The 20,161-nt window shown below is 52.9% G+C and carries 19 protein-coding genes and 1 rRNA gene; 8 read left to right on the forward strand and 12 right to left on the reverse strand.

What is annotated here, in order from left to right; translation table 11 throughout:
• Window positions 1-57: 57 nt before the first annotated feature.
• The 7 genes from lepB to rseD form a co-directional block, all read right to left on the reverse strand.
• Entirely contained in the window at window positions 58-1,032 is a 975-nt protein-coding gene (gene lepB / locus F3J30_RS06415) for a signal peptidase I (protein ID WP_014071377.1), read from the reverse strand.
• A gap of 16 nt (window positions 1,033-1,048) precedes the next feature.
• Window positions 1,049-2,848, reverse strand: coding sequence for a translation elongation factor 4 (lepA, locus tag F3J30_RS06420; protein WP_014071378.1), 1,800 nt, complete (start codon window positions 2,846-2,848; stop codon window positions 1,049-1,051).
• A 186-nt stretch (window positions 2,849-3,034) separates the two neighbouring features.
• A complete protein-coding gene (gene rseC / locus F3J30_RS06425; protein ID WP_014071379.1) occupies window positions 3,035-3,511 on the reverse strand; it encodes a SoxR-reducing system protein RseC in 477 nt (158 codons plus the stop codon).
• A complete protein-coding gene (gene rseB / locus F3J30_RS06430; RefSeq protein ID WP_166716665.1) occupies window positions 3,508-4,461 on the reverse strand; it encodes a sigma-E factor regulatory protein RseB in 954 nt (317 codons plus the stop codon). The genes rseC and rseB overlap by 4 nt, the downstream gene beginning before the upstream one ends.
• Window positions 4,461-5,111 (reverse strand): anti-sigma-E factor RseA, encoded by a 651-nt coding sequence (gene rseA / locus F3J30_RS06435; RefSeq protein ID WP_014071381.1) that lies wholly within the window; start codon window positions 5,109-5,111, stop codon window positions 4,461-4,463. The genes rseB and rseA overlap by 1 nt, the downstream gene beginning before the upstream one ends.
• A 31-nt stretch (window positions 5,112-5,142) precedes the next feature.
• Window positions 5,143-5,718: an RNA polymerase sigma factor RpoE gene (gene rpoE / locus F3J30_RS06440; RefSeq protein ID WP_006176728.1), complete on the reverse strand. Its 576-nt coding sequence runs from the start codon at window positions 5,716-5,718 to the stop codon at window positions 5,143-5,145.
• Window positions 5,715-5,780 carry a rpoE leader peptide RseD gene (gene rseD / locus F3J30_RS22605; RefSeq protein WP_224955222.1) on the reverse strand — a complete coding sequence of 22 codons (66 nt, stop codon included), beginning with the start codon at window positions 5,778-5,780 and terminating at the stop codon, window positions 5,715-5,717. Before rseD ends, rpoE begins: the two co-directional genes overlap by 4 nt.
• Before the next feature lie 364 nt (window positions 5,781-6,144).
• On the opposite strand from rseD, the gene nadB reads away from it, so the two are divergent.
• The gene (gene nadB, locus F3J30_RS06450) at window positions 6,145-7,764 is read left to right on the forward strand and encodes an L-aspartate oxidase (protein WP_166716666.1); all 1,620 of its coding nucleotides are present in this window, start codon (window positions 6,145-6,147) and stop codon (window positions 7,762-7,764) included.
• On the opposite strand, the gene F3J30_RS06455 is transcribed toward nadB, so the two are convergent.
• Window positions 7,749-8,486, reverse strand: a complete 738-nt coding sequence (locus F3J30_RS06455) for a tRNA1(Val) (adenine(37)-N6)-methyltransferase (RefSeq protein WP_041162106.1) — start codon at window positions 8,484-8,486, stop codon at window positions 7,749-7,751. The genes nadB and F3J30_RS06455 overlap by 16 nt on opposite strands.
• Window positions 8,487-8,618: 132 nt before the next feature.
• On the opposite strand from F3J30_RS06455, the gene srmB reads away from it, so the two are divergent.
• Complete coding sequence (gene srmB / locus F3J30_RS06460) at window positions 8,619-9,947, forward strand: ATP-dependent RNA helicase SrmB (protein WP_166716667.1); 1,329 nt, start codon at window positions 8,619-8,621, stop codon at window positions 9,945-9,947.
• A gap of 66 nt (window positions 9,948-10,013) precedes the next feature.
• Here srmB and grcA read toward each other — a convergent pair whose 3' ends face one another.
• Complete coding sequence (grcA, locus tag F3J30_RS06465) at window positions 10,014-10,397, reverse strand: autonomous glycyl radical cofactor GrcA (protein ID WP_014071384.1); 384 nt, start codon at window positions 10,395-10,397, stop codon at window positions 10,014-10,016.
• A 313-nt stretch (window positions 10,398-10,710) separates the two neighbouring features.
• Here grcA and ung point away from each other — a divergent pair, with 313 nt between their 5' ends.
• The gene (ung, locus tag F3J30_RS06470; protein ID WP_014071385.1) at window positions 10,711-11,400 is read left to right on the forward strand and encodes a uracil-DNA glycosylase; all 690 of its coding nucleotides are present in this window, start codon (window positions 10,711-10,713) and stop codon (window positions 11,398-11,400) included.
• A 49-nt stretch (window positions 11,401-11,449) separates the two neighbouring features.
• On the opposite strand, the gene F3J30_RS06475 is transcribed toward ung, so the two are convergent.
• Complete coding sequence (locus F3J30_RS06475) at window positions 11,450-12,550, reverse strand: tRNA/rRNA methyltransferase (RefSeq protein WP_014071386.1); 1,101 nt, start codon at window positions 12,548-12,550, stop codon at window positions 11,450-11,452.
• A 206-nt stretch (window positions 12,551-12,756) separates the two neighbouring features.
• Between F3J30_RS06475 and trxC the strand changes: the two genes are divergently transcribed.
• The 5 genes from trxC (at window position 12,757) to F3J30_RS06500 (ending at window position 18,477) form a co-directional block, all read left to right on the forward strand.
• Entirely contained in the window at window positions 12,757-13,176 is a 420-nt protein-coding gene (trxC, locus tag F3J30_RS06480; RefSeq protein WP_014071387.1) for a thioredoxin TrxC, read from the forward strand.
• A gap of 69 nt (window positions 13,177-13,245) precedes the next feature.
• On the forward strand, window positions 13,246-13,944 hold the full coding sequence (gene tapT / locus F3J30_RS06485; RefSeq protein ID WP_166716668.1) for a tRNA-uridine aminocarboxypropyltransferase: 699 nt from the start codon (window positions 13,246-13,248) through the stop codon (window positions 13,942-13,944).
• Between the two features lie 35 nt (window positions 13,945-13,979).
• Window positions 13,980-16,643 carry a protein lysine acetyltransferase gene (gene pat, locus F3J30_RS06490; RefSeq protein WP_166716669.1) on the forward strand — a complete coding sequence of 888 codons (2,664 nt, stop codon included), beginning with the start codon at window positions 13,980-13,982 and terminating at the stop codon, window positions 16,641-16,643.
• Window positions 16,644-16,753: 110 nt separating this feature from the next.
• Entirely contained in the window at window positions 16,754-18,109 is a 1,356-nt protein-coding gene (pssA, locus tag F3J30_RS06495; RefSeq protein WP_166716704.1) for a CDP-diacylglycerol--serine O-phosphatidyltransferase, read from the forward strand.
• A 44-nt stretch (window positions 18,110-18,153) separates the two neighbouring features.
• The gene (locus F3J30_RS06500) at window positions 18,154-18,477 is read left to right on the forward strand and encodes a YfiM family lipoprotein (protein WP_041162270.1); all 324 of its coding nucleotides are present in this window, start codon (window positions 18,154-18,156) and stop codon (window positions 18,475-18,477) included.
• Here the strand turns inward: F3J30_RS06500 and F3J30_RS06505 are convergent.
• Entirely contained in the window at window positions 18,474-19,769 is a 1,296-nt protein-coding gene (locus tag F3J30_RS06505; protein ID WP_014071392.1) for an MFS transporter, read from the reverse strand. The genes F3J30_RS06500 and F3J30_RS06505 overlap by 4 nt on opposite strands.
• A gap of 272 nt (window positions 19,770-20,041) precedes the next feature.
• A 5S ribosomal RNA gene (rrf, locus tag F3J30_RS06510) occupies window positions 20,042-20,157 on the reverse strand.
• Window positions 20,158-20,161 lie beyond the last annotated feature (4 nt).

The following is a 20,161-nucleotide window of genomic DNA, read 5'->3' on the forward strand; positions in this document are numbered from 1 at the left end:
GCTTAAATAATTCACGTAGCCACCAATTCAAGTGGCTACGCGTTCAATTATTGAGAATTAATGGATCCCGCCAATACGACTCAGGCGAACGCCGGTCGGCCATTCGCCTTCCTGCTTCTCAAAACTCATCCAGATAGCGGTCGCTTTACCCACCAGATTGGCTTCCGGCACAAAGCCCCAGTAACGGCTGTCCGCTGAATTATCGCGGTTATCACCCATCATGAAGTAGTGTCCAGGAGGAACAATCCAGCTTGCCAGCTGCTGACCAGGTTGTTTGTAGTACATACCCAGCTGATCCTGCGCAATCGGCACGGTCAGAATACGGTGGGTAACATCCCCCAGCGTCTCTTTGCGCTCAACCAGACGAATGCCGTTATCTTTGCTTTCACCTTTCGGAACCTGGAAGAAACCGCTGGTCGCTTCACCGCCGTTACGGCGAGCAAAGGTCTGCACAAAATCGCTTGGCTCAACGTTTGAGTAAGTGATTGGCAGCGCGTTTTCACATGCCGTACCGGAGCTGCAACCTGGCTGTACGGTCACTTCTTTCGCTACCGGATCGTAAGAGACCCGGTCACCCGGCAGGCCCACCGCACGCTTGATGTAATCAAGACGTGGATCTTCCGGATATTTAAAGACAACGATGTCGCCACGTTTCGGATGACCCGTTTCGATCAGCGTTTTCTGGTAGATAGGATCTTTAATGCCGTAGGCAAACTTCTCTACCAGAATAAAATCACCAATCAACAGTGTTGGCATCATTGAACCAGACGGGATCTGAAAAGGTTCGTAAATGAACGAACGGACAACCAGAACAATCGCCAGCACCGGAAACACCGATGCACCGGTTTCCAGCCAGCCCGGTTTCGGGCCAACTTTCTTCAGGGTCTTCGCATCGAGCCCGTCGCCAGTGGCTGCCTGAGCGGCAGCCTGACGTTCACGACGTTTTGGGGCGAAAATAAACTTATCCAGACACCACAACAGACCTGTCACCAGGGTAGCAATGACCAGGATCAGGGCAAACATGTTCGCCATGCCAACTCCTTAAGGGTTATTTGCCGTCTTTACCAACGTGAAGGATGGCAAGGAATGCTTCCTGCGGCAGCTCAACGTTACCGACCTGCTTCATACGCTTCTTACCGTCTTTCTGCTTCTGGAGCAGCTTTTTCTTACGGCTGACGTCACCGCCATAGCATTTAGCCAGAACGTTTTTACGCAGCTGTTTCACGGTAGAACGCGCAATAATGTGGTTACCGATTGCGGCCTGGATAGCGATGTCGAACTGCTGACGCGGGATCAGCTCTTTCATCTTCTCAACCAGCTCACGGCCACGGTATGGTGCGTTGTCGTTGTGGGTGATCAGCGCCAGCGCATCAACACGCTCGCTGTTGATCAGCACGTCCACACGTACCATGTTGGATGCCTGGAAGCGTTTGAAGTTGTAATCCAGCGACGCATAGCCCCGAGAGGTAGACTTCAGACGGTCGAAGAAGTCGAGCACCACTTCTGCCATCGGGATTTCGTAGGTCAGCGCCACCTGGTTACCGTGGTAAACCATGTTGGTCTGAACGCCACGCTTCTCGATACACAGGGTGATCACGTTGCCGAGGAACTCCTGCGGCAGCAGCATGTGACACTCAGCAATTGGCTCGCGCAGTTCATAAATATTGTTCAGCGGCGGAAGCTTGGACGGGCTATCGACGTAGATAACTTCTTTCGACGTGGTCTCTACTTCATAGACTACGGTCGGCGCCGTGGTGATCAGATCCAGATCGTATTCACGTTCCAGACGTTCCTGAATGATCTCCATGTGCAGCAGGCCGAGGAAGCCACAGCGGAAGCCGAAGCCCAGCGCCGTTGAGCTTTCTGGTTCATAGAACAGGGAAGCATCGTTAAGGCTCAGTTTACCGAGCGCATCACGGAAGTTTTCGTAGTCATCAGAGCTGACCGGGAACAGACCCGCGTATACCTGCGGCTTCACTTTTTTGAAGCCAGGTAGCGCTTTATCCGCTGGATTACGTGCCAGCGTCAGCGTATCGCCTACCGGCGCGCCGAGGATGTCTTTAATTGCACACACCAGCCAGCCTACCTCGCCGCATTTCAGCTCGGTACGGTCAACCTGTTTTGGCGTGAAGATACCCAGACGGTCAGCGTTATAGACCTGCCCGGTGCTCATCACCTTGATTTTGTCGCCTTTACGCATGGTGCCGTTTTTAATACGGACCAGCGACACAACGCCCAGGTAGTTATCAAACCAGGAGTCGATGATCAGCGCCTGTAATGGGGCATCCGGGTCACCTTCTGGCGCCGGGATATCACGCACCAGACGCTCCAGCACATCCGGAACACCCACACCGGTTTTGGCCGAGCAGCGCACGGCATCGGTGGCGTCGATACCGACAATGTCTTCAATCTCTTCGGCTACGCGCTCTGGATCGGCGGCAGGCAGGTCGATTTTGTTCAGAACCGGCACAACCTCGAGATCCATTTCCATCGCGGTATAGCAGTTTGCCAGGGTCTGGGCTTCTACGCCCTGCCCGGCATCCACTACCAGCAGCGCACCTTCACAGGCCGCCAGCGAGCGCGAAACTTCATAGGAGAAGTCAACGTGGCCCGGGGTGTCGATAAAGTTCAGTTGGTAGGTTTCGCCATCAGCAGCCTTGTAATCGAGCGTTACGCTCTGTGCTTTGATGGTAATACCACGTTCGCGTTCCAGGTCCATGGAGTCCAGAACCTGGGCTTCCATTTCACGATCAGACAGGCCACCGCAAATCTGGATAATACGGTCAGACAGCGTCGACTTACCGTGGTCAATGTGAGCAATGATCGAAAAGTTACGTATGTTCTTCATATAGTTAAATAATTATGCCTTACGAATTCCTGGAGGCCGCTGTTCTTAGCCTGACGTTTTTCAGTGCGAAAACGCAGCATTCTACACTACATCCCCGTAACCTGGAAATGCACTTAGAGCCAAGCATAGCGTGAAGAAACAGCGTTTTCTTATCAGAGATGTAAATAATGATAAAGCCCGGTGAAATTACCGGGCTTCAGAAGAGAGCGTTTCAACACGAAGCTGGTCTGGTGCCAGCGCCACGTTCAGAATGACGGGCTGCCATTCTTCCCGTGCTGCAAGCTTATGGGAAAAGCCTCGAGCCAGTAAAAAACCGCCAACGCCACCCAATGCTGCGCCGCACATTGCGGCCAGATCGGTGCCAAAAAGCATCTGGAACACACCGCCCATCACGAACAAGCCCACCAGCGGCGAAAGATAAACCAGCATAGCAGAAGTGAGTAAACTGCCTTCAGTGATACCCAGTTCGACTTTTTGCCCTTCCACCAGCGGTTGTTCACTCGGCACGGAGATAGTGTGCGAGGTCTGTGGCCCAAGCTTGTTCAGCACACGGCTTCCACAACCGGCTCTGGATGCGCAGCTGTTGCACGAGGCTTTTACATCACAGCTGACCAGCGCAATGCCATCCGCCCACGAAATGACCGTGGCCCACTCTTTAATCATTGTGCTGCCTTGAATTTAATGCTGTCGGAAATGCGCTTCGCTGTTTGCGGCGGCAATTCACCTACAATCGTAATTTCTGCGTTATCTCGCACCGTGGTGCTGACTGTCCGGCGACCGGTACGGAGCATTTGCTCAGAACTGTTTGCCGTTGCACGGTTGATGTTAACCGAGAAACTGAACAACCCATCGGAGTAGAGTCTCGACTCCACTGGTGTTTCGATGGTCGGCAACTGACGGCGGCTGCTGGAAACTTCGCTAAAGCCCTGTGGGATCCAGGAAGGTACCCAGTTGAAATTAACTGTGTCACCCGCTGGTACAGACAGAAGCGGTGGCAGGCTGGCTTTTGCCAGATTCAGCATACTGTTGCCGACCTGGTTGTTGACGGTGAAGGAGATAACCCGGAACTGCTCCAGGGTTTCGCCATCACGATCGAGCAGGTCTACACGCATCGGCAGCTTGGTTTCTGCGTCAATCCAGACAATGTAGCTGTATCGTGTGCCATCGCGCGCAACTACGCGGATCACTTCGCACAGACGATCGGCAATGCGCGTACGACCTACCGAAATAAAATCGTAGAAAGGCGCAAGACGCTTAAAGTCTGTATAGATAAGCGATGGAAGGGAATCAACGATGTAATCGCCATTAAGCGTGAAAGGCTCAAGACCAGGTTCGAAATAGCTGATTTCGTTACCGCGCTGAACAACTTCCCGACGCGGGCCATCCATCTGTAAAAGCTGGGCAAGCGGCTGTTTATCAAGGCGGGCATGGCGATAGCGTAATGACTCTACACCCTGCTTATTGATGCTGATAAATGCCAACTCGTAATTGAGTGACTGGCTGGCCAGATTCATTTGCTGCAACAACGCCCCGGATGAAACATCAGCCGAGGCGTTTGCACAGAAGAACAGGCTACCCGCCATCAGAGACATGGCGAACCAAAGTTGCTTCATTACTGCGATTGCGTTCCTAAAGTTTGGTTACCTGGCACCTGCACAGCGGCTTGCTGGGTTTGTGCCTGCTCAAACTGAAGCTGTTCAGAGTGCAGGCGACGCTGCAACTCATAATCCTGCAACATCGCATTAATGCGACGGCGCTGCTCTTGTACCTGCTGTTGCTGACCGCCGCTTGCGGATGCATCTGCCGGTACGCCCAGGCTAACCGGGCTGGCTTTACCCATCATCGGCAGTGTATTAAACACTGGCGCTTCAGGCTGCTGATTGGCTTCAGACTGAGTATTATAGTGCTGGACGCCAACGATAACTGCAAGCGATACACATGCAGCCACACCCATTTGGGTAAGTTGACTGGCCCACGGGCGCACCTTTTGCCAGAACGGCATTTTCTGCCACTGGTGAGGTGCAGGTTGAGCTTCAGGAATCAGCGGTGTGGTCTGATGAACAGGCTCGTTCTCAATCGCCGCCATAACGCGTGCTGAGATATCGAAATGGAGAGCCTCTCCGGTATCACCGCGCAGGGTGTCACGGATGAGATGATAACTCGCCCAGGTCTCTTGCATTTCGGGAGAATGAGACAGCTCGTTGAGCAGCTCACTATCCAGCGTTTCACCATCCATTAAAGCGGAAAGTTTTTCTTTCTGCATGCCTAATACCTTTTTCAGTATCCCGCTATCGTCAACGCCTGATAAGCGGTTGAACTTTATTATCAATAGCTTCTCGCGCACGGAAGATTCGTGAACGTACCGTGCCGACCGGACAATCCATGATAGCGGCTATCTCTTCATAGCTCAGACCATCCAGCTCCCGTAACGTAATTGCCATGCGTAAATCTTCCGGGAGCGACTCGATCGTGCGAAAAACGATTTGTCTCAGTTCTTCTGACAACATTAAGTTCTCAGGGTTCGAAATTTCTTTCAATGCGCCGCCACTTTCGAAGTTTTCGGCGTCGATTGCGTCCACATCACTGGAAGGTGGACGGCGGCCCTGAGCGACCAGATAATTCTTTGCTGTATTAACTGCAATACGATACAGCCAGGTATAAAAAGCACTATCTCCCCGGAAAGAATCCAGCGCACGATAGGCCTTAATAAAAGACTCTTGTACCACATCAGGGACGTCCCCTGACGGTACATAGCGGGAAACCAGACTCGCCACCTTATGCTGGTAGCGAACCACCAGAAGGTTAAAGGCTTTCTGATCTCCCTTCTGGACCCGTTCAACCAGGACCTGGTCCGTTAACTGCTCGCTCATCCGAGGTAATGTCTCCCCAAACCTAAATTCCACGCGTTATCGAAACGCCACTCTAAAAACACTGCACTTTTGAGCAAGCACCGAGTTAGAGTGTCTGTTCTTCAATAAGTTCCGTAACGCCTTTGTTTTTGTTCATCGCGCCGCAGACCGTTCATTTTCTATCATTATATGTCCGTTCACGATACGTAGGCACTTTCTGTCAAGAAACTACCTGTTTACCGTCAGAAGAGTAACGCAACACAGGCTTTATTTCACCACAAAATCTGAAGCTAACGATCTGCTTCGCAAAATATTTTCATACATTTACCCGCTTTTAAGCCTTGATATCGAGTTTAGCCATTGCAACATCATTTAAAAAAAACGTGCGACATCTCGCATTCGGGTGCTATTCTGGCCAAACAATGTTTAGTAAATTAAACAAAAATCATGAACACAACACCAGAACTGACGTGTGACGTACTGATTATTGGCAGCGGCGCTGCCGGGTTATCTTTGGCGCTTCGCCTGGCTAAAAATCAGAAAGTTATCGTACTGAGTAAAGGGCCAATGAGCGAAGGCTCAACCTTTTATGCCCAGGGCGGTATTGCCGCCGTGTTTGATGAGACAGACAGTATTGCATCCCATGTGGAAGATACGCTGATTGCCGGGGCGGGGATCGTGGATGCGCACGCCGCCGAATTTGTCGCCAGCAATGCTCGCCACTGCGTTCAGTGGCTCATCGATCAGGGTGTTTTATTCGATACGCAGATCCAGCCCAACGGTGAAGAGAGTTATCACCTTACCCGTGAAGGCGGGCACAGCCACCGCCGCATCCTCCACGCAGCGGATGCAACCGGTAAAGAAGTTGAAACCACGCTGGTCAGTAAAGCCCTGAGTCACCCGAATATTCGGGTACTGGAACGCAGTAATGCGGTCGACCTTATTATTTCCGATAAGATTGGGCTTCCAGGCACGCGCCACGTAGTGGGTGCCTGGGTCTGGAATCGTAATAAAGAGAAAGTCGAAACCTGCCAGGCAAAAGCCGTGGTTCTGGCAACTGGCGGTGCATCCAAAGTTTATCAATACACCACGAACCCGGATATCGCCTCGGGTGATGGCATCGCCATGGCCTGGCGCGCGGGCTGCCGGGTGGCGAATCTGGAATTTAACCAGTTCCATCCAACTGCCTTGTTCCACCCACAGGCGCGCAACTTCTTACTGACTGAAGCCCTGCGCGGCGAAGGTGCGTACCTGAAGCGGCCGGACGGTTCGCGTTTTATGCCGGACTTTGATGCCAGAGGCGAACTCGCCCCGCGTGATATCGTTGCGCGCGCCATCGACCACGAGATGAAGCGTCTTGGCGTTGATTGTATGTATCTGGATATTAGCCATAAACCGGCTGATTTCATTCGCCAGCACTTCCCTATGATTTACGAAAAGCTGCTGGGCCTGGGTATTGATCTCACCCGCGAGCCGGTTCCTATTGTTCCCGCAGCACACTATACCTGTGGCGGCGTCATGGTTGACGATCATGGTCGTACCGACGTTGACGGCCTGTATGCCATTGGCGAAGTGAGCTACACGGGGCTGCATGGGGCAAACCGCATGGCGTCGAACTCGCTGCTCGAATGCCTGGTCTACGGGTGGTCTGCATCAGAAGATATTATTAAGCGGATGCCTTACGCTCGCCCGACGGCGCACTTACCTGCCTGGGATGAGAGCCGCGTTGAAAACCCGGATGAGCTGGTTGTCATCCAGCATAACTGGCACGAGTTAAGGCTATTTATGTGGGACTACGTGGGCATTGTGCGTACAACCAAGCGCCTTGAACGTGCTTTGCGACGCATTACCATGCTGCAACAGGAAATCGACGAGTACTACGCAAACTTCCGCGTGTCCAATAACCTGCTGGAATTGCGTAACCTGGTGCAGGTAGCAGAGCTGATTGTGCGCTGTGCCATGATGCGTAAAGAGAGCCGCGGATTGCACCACACTCTGGATTACCCGGATCAGCTGGCCGAATCAGGCCCGTCGGTACTCTCCCCGGGTGCTCACATAAACAAGTAAAATGCCTGGGTCAGAGCAGTGTAATCTTCGGAATAACGCTGGTCTGGCCCACGGATAACCATCCGGTCATTAAAACACTCGCCCTCTTTTGGCGACAGTGCCAGCAGCACACGGTGAGGCAAGCGCCCTTCTGTATCTGAAATATCGGTACGCAGGCGCAAGTTCCAGCCGATTTCCCGCGCAATTTCAATAAAGGTATTACCGGTGCTTTCCGGCAATACGACGCAGAAAAATCCCTCTTCAGAGATCAACTCAGCGGCACTGGTTAATAATGCACGGTGATCGAGCGAACCGGTATAGCGGGCCTGCTCACGCTCCGGCGTACCGCACTCTACGCCGGGTTCATAGTAAGGTGGGTTGCTGACAATAAGGTCGTAACGGGAAGTCTGCTCGGGTGCCCAGGTAAGTACATCGGCACATTCCACTTTTACACGTTCAGCCCAGGGGGATTCAGCGGCATTTTCACTTGCCTGCTCAGCGGCTTGTGCATCAAGCTCAACGGCATCAATGGTGACATGTTGCTCGGTACGCTGCGCCAGCATCAGCGCCAGAAGCCCACTTCCTGTACCAATATCAAGAATACGTTTAACGCCAGCAACAGGCGCCCAGGATCCCAGCAGGATCCCGTCTGTGCCGACTTTCATCGCACAGCGATCGTGAGCAATAAAGAACTGTTTAAATGTAAAACCATCGCGGCGCAATTGCGCTTTGAGTTGAGACATGTCAGGGCAACCTTCTAAGTGAAACTGGAGTAGCATAGGGGAAAGCGAAGTGGTCGCAAAGCGATATCCATACAAACAGATGAAGATTACAGCCGTAACGTCTATAATCAGCGCCCCACACAGAGGTAGAACATGACTGTAACGACTTTTTCCGAACTTGAACTCGATGAAAGCCTGCTCAATGCGTTAGAGAGCAAAGGCTTTACACGCCCGACCGCCATTCAGGCCGCGGCCATTCCGCCTGCGCTTGAGGGCCGCGATGTGCTCGGTTCTGCGCCAACCGGCACGGGGAAAACAGCAGCCTACTTGCTGCCTGTCTTGCAGCATTTGCTCGATTTCCCACGCAAAAAATCAGGCCCGCCACGTATTTTGATCCTGACGCCTACGCGTGAACTGGCGATGCAGGTTGCCGAACACGCGCGTGAACTGGCGGCGAACACCCATCTTGATATCGCCACCATTACCGGCGGTGTTGCGTATATGAACCACGCTGAAGTGTTCAGTGAGAACCAGGATATCGTGGTAGCCACGACCGGTCGCCTGCTGCAATACATTAAAGAAGAGAACTTTGACTGCCGTGCGGTTGAAACGCTGATCCTCGACGAAGCTGACCGCATGCTGGACATGGGCTTCGCGCAGGATATCGAACATATCGCGGGTGAAACGCGCTGGCGTAACCAGACCATGCTGTTCTCTGCCACCCTGGAAGGGGAAGCGATTAAAGACTTCGCAGAGCGACTGTTGGAAGATCCGGTGGAGGTATCTGCAACCCCTTCCACCCGTGAGCGCAAGAAGATCCACCAGTGGTACTACCGTGCAGATGATCTGGAACACAAGGTTGAGCTGCTCAAGCATTTGCTGAAGCAAGAAGACGCGACTCGCACCATCGTATTCGTGCGTAAGCGCGAGCGTGTGCACGAGCTGGCTGAAATGCTGCGTAATGCAGGGATCAACAACTGCTATCTTGAAGGCGAGATGGCACAGGTTAAGCGTACCGAAGGTATCAAGCGTCTGACCGATGGTCGCGTAAACGTGCTGGTCGCCACCGACGTTGCTGCACGCGGGATCGACATTCCGGATGTCAGCCATGTGATTAACTTCGATATGCCACGCAGCGGTGACACCTATCTGCACCGCATTGGCCGTACCGGTCGTGCAGGCCGCAAAGGTATCGCTATTTCTCTGGTTGAAGCACATGACTTCCTGCTGTTGCAGAAAATCGGCCGCTATGTTGATGAGCCGCTGAAAGCTCGCGTTATCAGTGAGCTTCGCCCGACCACACGTGCCCCGAGCGAAAAAATGACGGGCAAACCGTCCAAGAAAGCACTCGCCAAACGTGCTGAGAAGAAAGAGAAAGAAAAAGAGAAGCCGCGCGTTAAACAACGCCACCGCGATACCAAGAACATTGGTAAGCGCCGTAAGCCAAGTGCTGCTGCGCCAGATTCGCAAACTGAAGAGTAAAAAAAAGCCGGGTTATCACCCGGCTTTTTTCATTCTGCTTCCGTGCTGCTCCCGTGACAAAAAGCCTTACAGGCTTTCAGTAAAGGTGCGCGCGATAACGTCGCGTTGCTGCTCTGGAGTCAGAGAGTTGAAACGCACTGCATAGCCAGACACACGAATGGTCAGCTGTGGATATTTTTCCGGGTGCTCAACGGCATCCATCAGCGTTTCGCGACGCAGCACGTTAACGTTCAGGTGCTGACCACCTTCCACGCGGACTTCCGGTTTCACTTCCATTGGAATTTCACGGTATTCGATGTCGCCCAGTTTGCTTACTGGAACGATTTCATCTTCTGCAAAACCTGCTTTAGCCACTACACAGCGTGCTTCGCCTTTCTCGCTGTCCAGCAGCCAGAAAGAGTTGAGCAGGTCGTCATTTGCAGCTTTAGTAATCTGGATACCTGTAATCATGTGATGCCTCCCTTAGGCTACATTAACTGGTGTCGGCCTGTTAAGGCCAATTGGTAAAACCATTGTTGCTTGCGTGTATATATATCACTCAGCACCCCGTGATTTATTGATTTAAATCAACAAAAACACCAACCACATAAAGAGTGTGGTTTGATTTTATTGCTCCAGATCAATTTAACGATCTTACCAATTCAACCTAATCCGCATAGATTCAAATTAAATTTAAGGACTTAGGGCATTTTTCCGCGTGGAATTTTGATCACCAGGGTTTAACGGGTAAGCTAGGCGCAGATGAGATTCGCAGGAGAGCGAGATGACAACCCCTTTAACATGGCACGACGTGCTGGCCGAAGAAAAACAGCAGCCCTATTTTATTAATACCCTCAGCACCGTCGCGACTGAGCGGCAATCGGGCCAGACGATTTATCCGCCACAGAAAGATGTCTTCAACGCTTTCCGCTATACCGAACTGAGCGATGTAAAAGTGGTTATCCTCGGTCAGGATCCTTACCATGGGCCAGGGCAAGCGCATGGCCTGGCATTTTCCGTGCGTCCTGGCATTGCCATTCCGCCTTCTCTTTTGAATATGTATAAAGAGCTTGAAGGTACCCTTCCCGGATTTACCCGACCAACACACGGTTACCTGGAAAGCTGGGCGCATCAGGGTGTTCTGTTATTGAATACCGTATTAACCGTGCGTGCAGGCCAGGCCCACTCTCACGCCAGCCTGGGCTGGGAAACCTTTACGGATAAAGTGATAAGCCTTATCAATGAACATCGTGAAGGCGTGGTGTTTTTATTGTGGGGATCTCATGCGCAGAAAAAAGGGGCGATTATTGACCCGCAGCGTCATCACGTGCTGAAAGCGCCGCATCCATCACCGCTGTCTGCACATCGCGGATTCTTTGGCAGTAATCATTTTGTACTGGCGAATGAATGGCTGGAAAAGCGCGGCGAAACGCCGATTGACTGGATGCCTGTGTTACCGGCAGAAAGCGAGTAGTTTGATGCAGTATGCCCGGCTCACCGGGCATACCACCGCAGATTAAGGCTTATGCCTTATTCTGACGCCACCATTCAGCCAGCAGTACGCCGGTTGCAACGGAAACGTTGAGACTTTCGACATTGCCGGTACCGTCGATAGACACGCTCAGATCGGCACTCGACAGTGCAGCATCAGACAGACCATCACGCTCCTGGCCCAGCACCAGCACCATCTTACGCGGCAGCGTCGCTTTAAACAGCGGCGTACCAGCATGGCTGGAGGTGGTCACAATGGAATAGCCCGCTTTGCGGAACTGCTCAATGGCATCCAGAACGCTATCACCGGTGATCGGCTGAACGTGCTCAGCACCACCTTCTGCGGTACGGATCGCCGCACCGGATTCCAGCAGCGCTGCGTCCTGCAACAACACGCCTTTCACGCCAAAGTGCGCGCAGCTACGCATCATCGCACCCAGGTTATGCGGGTTGCCCACATCTTCCAGCGCCAGAACGCAGTCATCTGCCTCAGCCTGGCTCACCCATTGCTGAACAGTCGTTCCATTACGTTTTTTGATCAGGAAGCAAACGCCACCGTGGTGTTCGGTCCCGGACGCTTTGGTCAGCTCGGCATCATCAACCACATGGTAAGCTTTACGGTTCGCTGCCATCCAGCGCAGAGCTTCTTTAAAGCGTGGCGTTACGCTCTGAATAAACCAGGCGCGAACGATGCACTCAGGGCGGCTCTGGAACAGAGCCTGGCACGCATTCTCACCGTACACACGGGTCTCTTCCGCACGCTGACGGCGCAGCACTTCAGGGTCGATAAAGCTTTTACCACTGATACCGCCGTGATCGGCCTTTTCTGGGGTCTCGTCGCCAGGGGCACGAGAAACGGTACGCCACGGGGACGAGCCATCACGTGAGAAATCATCACGTGGACGGTCATCGCGTTTGCGATCGTCACGCTTACGGTCATCACGTTTGCGGTCATCACCGCGGTTATTTCTGTCATCGCGGGCGGGGCGACGGCCACCGTCTGCACGAGAAGACGCCGGACGCCCGCCACCTTTTCCGGTACGCGGATTTTGGGTGCGTTTATCAGAATCCTCATCACTGCGGACATACATCACTTTGACCTTGCCGCTTTTGTTCTTTAATTCGTCGTTCATGCTTTTCTCCACCAGCGCTGCGCGAAGCGCGCAGATTACCCGATGTGCAAGCTCATAGCCATTATTTCGTACAAAAGCCTGCGACTATTGTTCTCATTGAATAAAACGCATTGTCGTTTCAAACAGGCTCATTGATAATATGTAACATATTAGAAACAAAATCGGCGTTCTGCCGCTCTGTCCCACAGCTCTATCAGAGGTTAGTTATGAATACCGTATGTGCCAACTGTCAGGCTCTTAACCGCATTCCCGAAGACCGGATTGATGATGGTGCGAAGTGCGGGCGTTGCGGTCACGAATTGTTTGATGGCGATGTGATTAACGCGACGGGTGCTACGCTGGACAAACTCCTCAAGGATGATCTGCCCGTGGTGGTGGATTTCTGGGCGCCATGGTGTGGCCCGTGCCGGAGCTTTGCGCCAATCTTTGAAGATGTTGCCGAAGAGCGCAGTGGTAAAATGCGTTTCGTAAAAGTGAACACCGAAGCGGAACGCGAGCTGAGCGCTCGCTTCCGTATCCGCAGCATCCCGACCATTATGATTTTCAAAAATGGCGAAGTGATCGACATGCTTAACGGCGCAGTTCCTAAGGCTCCATTTGAGAGCTGGCTGAACGAATCCGTGTAACAATCACGGGGCACATCTTGTGCCCCGTACTTCCCTCTGCGAAAATGGTGTTTTTCCTGCATTTCGCCCATGACTGATAACGCTGTTCTCCAATTGCGCGCTGAACGCCTTGCGCGTGCAACCCGCCCTTTTCTCGCTCGTGGCAACCGTATCCGCCGCTGTCAGCGCTGCCTGCTGCCGCTCAAGGTTTGCCTGTGCGAAACCCTCGCTCCTGCTGAAGCGAAAAGCCGTTTTTGCCTGGTCATGTTCGATACCGAACCCATGAAGCCCAGCAATACGGGTCGGCTGATTGCGGATATTCTTCCGGAGACAACGGCATTTCAGTGGTCACGTACCGAACCGCCTAAGGCGCTGCTCGATCTGGTTGCCAGCGATGAGTATCAGCCGATGGTCGTTTTCCCGGCGTCTTATGCAGGAGAGAGCCGTCAGGTGCTGTCCGCACCGCCTTCCGGTAAGCCGCCGCTCTTCATTATGCTGGATGGCACCTGGACGGAAGCGCGAAAAATGTTCCGCAAAAGTCCTTATCTTGACGCGCTGCCGGTGATTTCAGTCGATCTGTCACGCGTCTCTGCCTACCGGTTGCGTGAAGCGCACGCTGAGGGGCAATACTGCACAGCAGAAGTGGCTATTGCGCTGTTGGACCTTGCCGGGGATACGTCAGCGGCAGCTGCGCTGGGCGACCATTTTTCCCGTTTCCGCGAGCGCTACCTGGCAGGAAAAACCATTCATAAGGGCAGTGTCACAGCAGACGAAGCAGAAAGCGTTTAAAATCATCAGGTCACTCGTATCTACTGGAGACTTGCATGAGTCAGCGAGGCCTGGAAGCGTTACTGCGCCCTAAATCCATTGCCGTTATCGGTGCGTCAATGAAGCCTGATCGTGCAGGTTATCTGATGATGCGTAATTTGCTGGCGGGTGGATTTAATGGCCCCGTGTTACCAGTTACGCCCTCCTGGAAAGCGGTTCAGGGCGTACTGGCATGGCCCGATGTGCAGAGCCTGCCTTTTGTGCCGGACCTTGCCGTGCTGTGTACAAACGCGAAACGCAACCTGGACCTGCTTGAGTCACTTGGCCAGAAAGGATGTAAAACCTGCATTATCCTCTCTTCTCCTCCTGAACAGCAGCCTGAACTTCTGGCCTGCGCCAGCCGGTATCAGATGCGCATTCTCGGCCCAAACAGCCTCGGTTTGCTGGCGCCATGGCAGGGCCTGAATGCCAGTTTTTCCCCCGTTCCGATTCGCAAAGGCAAGCTGGCGTTTATTTCCCAGTCAGCGGCTGTATCAAATACCATCCTCGACTGGGCGCAGCAGCGCGAAATGGGATTCTCCTACTTCATCGCGCTGGGTGACAGCCTGGATATTGATGTCGATGAGCTGCTGGATTTCCTCGCCAGAGACAGCAAAACCAGCGCGATTTTGCTCTACCTCGAACATTTAAGCGATGCCCGCCGTTTTGTCTCAGCAGCCCGTAGCGCATCGCGTAATAAACCGATTCTGGTCATCAAAAGTGGCCGTAGCCCGGCCGCACAACGGCTTCTGCACTCACATTCTGGTATGGATCCTGCGTGGGATGCCGCCATTCAGCGTGCAGGTTTGCTGCGTGTTCAGGATACGCATGAGCTTTTCTCCGCGGTTGAAACGCTGAGCCATATGCGCCCGTTACGCGGTGAGAAATTAATGATAGTCAGCAATGGCGCAGCACCTGCCGCGCTGGCTCTGGACGAACTGTGGCTACGTAACGGCAAACTGGCGACGCTCGGTGAGGAGACGCTCCAGCGCCTGCGTGATGCTCTGCCGACAAGCGTTTCACCCGGCAATCCGCTGGATTTGCGCGATGATGCCAGCAGCGAGCGTTACATTAAAGCCATCTCTATCTTGCTGGATAGCCAGGATTTTGATGCGCTGATGATCATTCATTCGCCAAGCGCCGCGGCCCCCGGCAGCGAAAGTGCGCGAGGGCTTATCGAGGCGGTTCGACATCATCCTCGCGGGAAATATGTCACGCTGTTAACCAACTGGTGTGGGGAGTTTTCATCGCAGGAAGCACGACGGTTGTTTAGCGAAGCCGGACTCCCGACCTATCGTACCCCGGAAGGGACCATCACCGCGTTTATGCATATGGTGGAATATCGTCGTAACCAGAAGCAGCTGCGCGAAACACCTGCGTTACCGGGTAATCTGGCGGGGAATACCGTTGATGTGCGCAGGTTGTTGCAACGGGCCATTGAGGAAGGTGCAACGTCGCTGGACACCCATGAAGTGCAGCCGATCCTCGGCAGCTATGGGCTCCACACCTTGCCCACCTGGATTGCCAGCGACAGCGCAGAGGCCGTTCATATCGCCGAGCAAATTGGTTACCCGGTTGCACTGAAACTGCGCTCGCCGGACATACCGCATAAGTCTGATATTCAGGGTGTTATGTTGTATCTACGCACCGCTGCGGAAGTACAGCAGGCCGCAGACGCCATTTTCGATCGGGTAAAAATGGCCTGGCCGCAGGCGAGGATCCACGGTTTACTGGTACAAAGTATGGCTAACCGCGCTGGCGCCCAGGAATTACGGGTGGTGGTTGAACATGACCCGGTCTTTGGCCCGCTGATTATGCTGGGTGAAGGCGGAGTGGAATGGCGACCTGAAGAGCAGGCAGTGGTCGCCCTACCACCACTGAACATGAATCTGGCGCGCTATCTGGTTATTCAGGCCATTAAAAGCAAGAAAATCCGCGGACGAAGTGCGTTGCGCCCGCTGGACATCGCCGGACTCAGCCAGTTTTTGGTACAGGTTTCGAACCTGATTGTTGATTGTGCTGAAATTCAGCGCCTGGATATTCATCCGCTGCTGGCTTCTGGCAATGAATTTACCGCCCTGGACGTCACGCTGGATATTGCTTCCTTTAAAGGTGACAGCGAAAGCCGGCTGGCCATTCGTCCTTACCCGCTGCAACTTGAAGAATGGGTGGAAATGAAGAACGGCGAACGCGTGCTGTTCCGCCCTATCCTGCCAGAAGACGAACCGCAGCTGCGGGTGTTTATCTCGCAAGTAACGAAAGAAGATCTCTACTATCGCTACTTCAGTGAAATCAACGAATTTACCCACGAAGATTTAGCCAACATGACCCAGATCGACTACGATCGTGAAATGGCATTTGTTGCTGTTCGTCGTGTTGAAGCAGAGGAAGAGATCCTGGGGGTTACGCGGGCGATCTCTGATCCTGATAATGTCGATGCGGAGTTTGCCGTGTTGGTACGTTCCGATCTGAAAGGGCTGGGGCTGGGCAGACGCCTGCTGGAAAAACTCATCAGTTATACGCGCGATCACGGATTGTTACGCCTGAATGGCATTACTATGCCTAACAATCGTGGCATGGTCACTCTGGCGCGAAAACTTGGTTTTGACGTTGATGTCCAACTTGAGGAAGGTATTGTTTCCCTGACTCTCGGCCTGAATTCGGCGGATAAACAAGAGTAACCTACTGGAAATGTTAACCACTTTGGATGGTACTGGTGGTATCATTGTCCGCTTATGTTGTTTGCCTGGTACAGACAACCCTTCAATGAACAGAGAAGAAACGCACTGTGATGTTGTCAAAATTTAAGCGTAATAAACATCAACAACACCTTGCTCAACTACCGAAGATTTCTCAGTCAGTTGATGATGTAGAGTTCTTTTATGCTCCCGCTCATTTTCGGGAGACGCTTCTGGAAAAGATTGCCAGCGCCACGCGACGCATTTGCATTGTGGCTCTTTATCTCGAACAAGATGAAGGTGGCCGCGGGATCCTGAACGCGCTTTATGAAGCAAAACGTCTTCGTCCAGAGCTGGATGTACGTGTGCTGGTTGACTGGCACCGTGCACAACGCGGCCGTATTGGCGCCGCGGCTTCTAACACCAACGCAGACTGGTATTGCCGAACTGCCCAGGAAAATCCGGGAATTGATATCCCGGTATATGGCGTTCCTGTTAATACGCGCGAAGCGCTTGGCGTTCTCCATTTCAAAGGTTTCATCATCGACGACAGCGTGCTGTATAGCGGCGCGAGCCTGAATGATGTTTACCTGCACCAGCTCGATAAATATCGTTACGACCGCTACCATCTGATTCGTAACCCGCAGATGGCTGACATCATGTTCAACTGGGTTGATAAGAATCTGGTACATGGGCGTGGCGTGAATCGTCTGGATAATCCTCACCGCCCCAAGAGTCCGGAAATTAAAAACGACGTTCGTCTCTTCCGCCAGGAATTACGTGACGCGATTTATCATTTTCAGGGTGATGCAAACAACGAGCAGTTATCTGTCACGCCGCTGGTTGGGCTGGGCAAGTCGAGCCTGCTGAATAAGACCATCTTCCATCTGATGCCGTGTGCCGATCAGAAACTCACGATCTGTACCCCTTACTTCAACCTGCCGGCTGTGCTGGTGCGTAACATCATTCAGCTGTTGCGTGATGGTAAGAAGGTCGAAATCATCGTGGGTGATAAAACGGCTAACGACTTTTTTATCCCGGAAGATCAGCCGTTCAAAATCATCGGTGCGTTGCCTTATCTCTATGAGATTAACCTGCGCCGTTTCCTGAGCCGTTTACAGTATTATGTCAACACTGACCAGCTGGTCGTGCGCCTGTGGAAAGATGAAGACAATACCTATCACCTGAAAGGGATGTGGGTAGATGATGAGTGGATGCTGCTGACAGGTAATAACCTGAACCCGCGCGCCTGGCGCCTGGATCTGGAAAATGCCATTCTGATCCACGATCCGCAGCATGAACTAGCTGCGAAACGTGAGCGCGAACTGGATTTGATTCGCACACATACCACTGTGGTACGTCACTATCGCGATCTGCAAAGCATTGCTGATTATCCGGTGAAAGTCCGCAAGCTCATCCGCCGTTTGCGTCGGATCCGAATTGACCGCCTTATTAGCCGCATTCTGTAACACGAGGCCCTGTCAACGACAGGGCTTTTTTTATGGAGCTCACTGTGCGTATTCCTCTGCTGCTTACAATCCTCTGTCTGACCGGATGTAGCCATATGGCTAACGATAACTGGTATGGTCAGGACAAGGCGCAGCACTTTATCGCCTCCGCAATGTTGTCCGCTGCGGGCAATGAGTATGCACAACATCAGGGTTACAGCCGGGATCGTAGCGCAGCGATTGGTTTCATGTTCTCTGTAAGCCTGGGTGCATCCAAAGAATTGTGGGATAGCCGCCCGGCAGGGAGCGGCTGGAGCTGGAAAGATTTCGCGTGGGATGTCGCTGGGGCAACCACCGGCTATGCCGTGTGGCAGATGGCACATTATTAAAGGCGGATCCCCTTCCCTTTACGGTGCAGCATCAGAGAAACAATAAAGGCCAGCGCCCCCATGACGGTGACATACCAGAAGAAGGTCGTTTCACTTCCCCACGATTTGAGTGACAGTGCGACATATTCAGCTGAGCCGCCAAACAGTGCGTTAGCCACCGCGTAAGAGAGGCCAACCCCCAGAGCACGCACCTGTGCCGGGAACATTTCCGCTTTTAATATCCCGCTGATAGAGGTGTAGAAACTGACTATCACCATTGCCAGCATAACGAGGGCAAAAGCTGCATAAGGTGAGGAGACATGCTGAAGTGCGGACAAAATGGGCACGGTACATAACGCGGACATTCCGCCAAAAATCAGCATCGACGTGCGCCGACCAATTTTATCAGAGAGCGCACCAATCACCGGTTGTATCAGCATAAAGACAAACAGCGCCACGGTCATCACCACACTGGCGACGTTCGCGTGCATTCCCGTTGTATTCACCAGGTACTTTTGCATATAGGTGGTGAAGGTGTAAAAGCTCAGCGAGCCCCCGGCGGTGAAGCCCAGCACCATCAGAAATGCTTTACGGTTACGCCATAAGCCTTTGAATGAACCGGCTTCTTTTAACGCCCTGACTTCCTGTTGCGATGTTTCATCTAACTGCCGACGAAGCCAAAGCGCAACGATCGCCAGTACAGCTCCCATCGCAAAGGGGATCCGCCATCCCCAGGCGTGTAGCTGTTCATCGGTCAGGATCTGCTGAAGGATCACCACGACAAGGATCGCCAAAAGTTGGCCGCCAATGAGAGTGACATACTGGAAAGATGCGTAGAATCCTTTACGACCTTCGAGCGCAATTTCACTCATGTAAGTCGCGCTGGTGCCGTATTCCCCGCCAACGGAAAGCCCCTGGAATAAGCGAGCCAGTAACAGCAGCGCCGGTGCCCATGTACCAATTGCGTCGTAACCTGGTAAACAGGCAATCACCAGCGAACCAAAGCACATCATACAGACCGAGATCAGCATAGAGACTTTACGGCCACGACGATCCGCAATTCGGCCGAACAGCCAGCCGCCAATTGGGCGCATCAGGAACCCAGCGGCAAAAACGCCCGCAGTTTGCAGTAGCTGTGTGGTTGTGTTGCCGGACGGGAAGAAAATGTGAGCGAAATAGAGCGAACAGAACGAATAGACGTAGAAGTCGAACCATTCAACCAGATTACCTGAAGAGGCGCTGACGATTGCCCATACCCTTCGGCGGGTATCACTGTTAACCAGCGTCCCGTGTGATGTGATGTTTTCTGTCATTATGATTATGCTCCTGCCATCTACAGCGGCGTGTTGAGCCTAAGAGTCTCAATTGCTTCGTAAACAAAATGTTATAATTTTGTTATAAATAACATTGCGATGGAGATCACATATTTCATTAGCAGGATAAGGGATTAGGAGAAAGGCCAGAAAGGGGGGATCGTGTGGTCCACATTGCCGGGTGGCGGCTTCGCCTTACCGGGCATATAAAAACCGGTGGTTCAAAAACGCAAAAAGGCCATCCTTGCGGATGGCCTCTTCACTGATTTGATGCCTGGCAGTTCCCTACTCTCACATGGGGAGACCCCACACTACCATCGGCGCTACGGCGTTTCACTTCTGAGTTCGGCATGGGGTCAGGTGGGACCACCGCGCTAAAGCCGCCAGGCAAA

The organism is Enterobacter sp. Tr-810, assembly GCF_011752765.1.
GTDB lineage: Bacteria > Pseudomonadota > Gammaproteobacteria > Enterobacterales > Enterobacteriaceae > Enterobacter > Enterobacter soli.